General features: G+C 36.3%; 2 protein-coding genes. Both read left to right on the forward strand.

Translation table 11 applies throughout. The features are described from left to right. Positions 1 to 986: MAC/perforin domain-containing protein (locus tag DBR11_RS11575; protein ID WP_146186511.1), on the forward strand; the 986-nt coding region annotated here is incomplete at its 5' end. Positions 987 to 1,136: 150 nt separating this feature from the next. Then, entirely contained in the window at positions 1,137 to 1,397 is a 261-nt protein-coding gene (locus tag DBR11_RS29375; protein WP_146186512.1) for a hypothetical protein, read from the forward strand. The last annotated feature ends 186 nt before the right edge of the window (positions 1,398 to 1,583 follow it).

The raw sequence follows: 1,583 nt of genomic DNA on the forward strand, positions 1-1,583 counted from the left end.
CTCTTAAATCTGATTCAGAAATATTGTCGAAGGGCAATAGTAAGCTTTCAGGAGGTGATGGGAAGTGGGATTTGTTAGGCTATGGCTTAGATGCTACCGGCGATATGCTTGATCTTGCTAGTGTATCGGACGCGCCAATTATTGACGTGGAAAAATTTGATAATGACTATCACACTAGAATCGATCTCAATGGTACCATAGAGGGAACATTTGGTTTATATGTTGGGTATTCAGCTTTGGATTATCTTAACGATGTTAGTAATACTAAATCATTCGACGGCAAAGGTGATGTTAAAATTGCAGGTACCGAGAAAGGTAAAGAGAAAAACTTTTCCGCAAGTCTAAAAACAAGCAGCTCTAACCAAACAACAAATACTTATTCTAGTAAATATTCATACGCAACTTACGAAGCATATCAACGGGTAAAAAGGATAAGGTTTACTGGTGACGCCGATATGCAATTACTGATGCAATATTTAACACCAGAATTTATAAATAACATAGCTACTAAGAATGCTGATGATCTAGTAAAAAGATATGGTACTCATGTAATGTTGGATATTAGTATAGGGGGATGTTTAAGGTTTAACTATCGTGGAGTTGTATCTGCCAGCAGCAGTACACAAGAGAAAAAAACCAAGGTATCGGTAGGATTAGGGGTTAGCGTGCTTGGTATCGGAGTCAATCTAAGTCCTGATAAGAGTAAAGAGGAAATAACAAAAATTACAAGCGAAACTAGTGATAAAGAATATACGGGTAAATATTATGGGGGAACAAATTCGGGTCAAAGTATATCAATTGATAAAGATGGGCGGACAACCGAAAACATAAATTTTTCAAGCTGGCAGCAGAGTGTTAATGATAAAAACGCGGCTTTAATTGATGTTGGAAGGGCTGTTTTTCTATATGATTTTATAGCTGATCCAGTTAAAAAAGCCTTGGTTAAGGCGGCGGTTGAAAAGCATATAAAAGATTCTCAACCTTAGGAGCTTGGCGAAGTTCCTATTTATGTTTATAATAATACTTCAGTTAACGATCATTATTTTACTCCAGATAATCAGCCTACGATAGGTGGAGGTGCCTATGCAAGAGAAGGAATAGCATTTTACGCTTTTTCAAAACCGACTACAGGGGCTGTGCCAATTTATGTCTATAATAACTTATCAGCTAAAGATCATTATTTCACACCAGATAATCAGCCTACAATTGGAGGCGGTGCATATGTACGAGAAGGAATAGCTTTTTATGCTTATCCGTCATCAGCTGCTGGAAGAATACCTGTGTTTGTTTATAATAACTTATCAGTTAAAGACCATTATTGGTCAACGGTTAATGCCCCGACGATTGGAGGAGGTGGATATCTACGAGAAGGAATATCATTTTACGTTCCTAATTAATTTTATAATTTGAAGAAGCAAGTAAAACTTGCGCTGTAAAGATAAGAGGCTGTAAAATCAATTCGTATAGCGTATTAAATTCTAAGTTGGTCTTTTATTTTAAAAGGGGGAATTTTCAACGAAAATTCCCCCTTTATTATTTAACATTTATTTTTTGAATGAGGTTGGTAGAGGAAAGCCCTTTAT

It is taken from the genome of Pedobacter sp. HMWF019, from assembly GCF_003061025.1.
Taxonomy (GTDB): Bacteria; Bacteroidota; Bacteroidia; order Sphingobacteriales; family Sphingobacteriaceae; genus Pedobacter.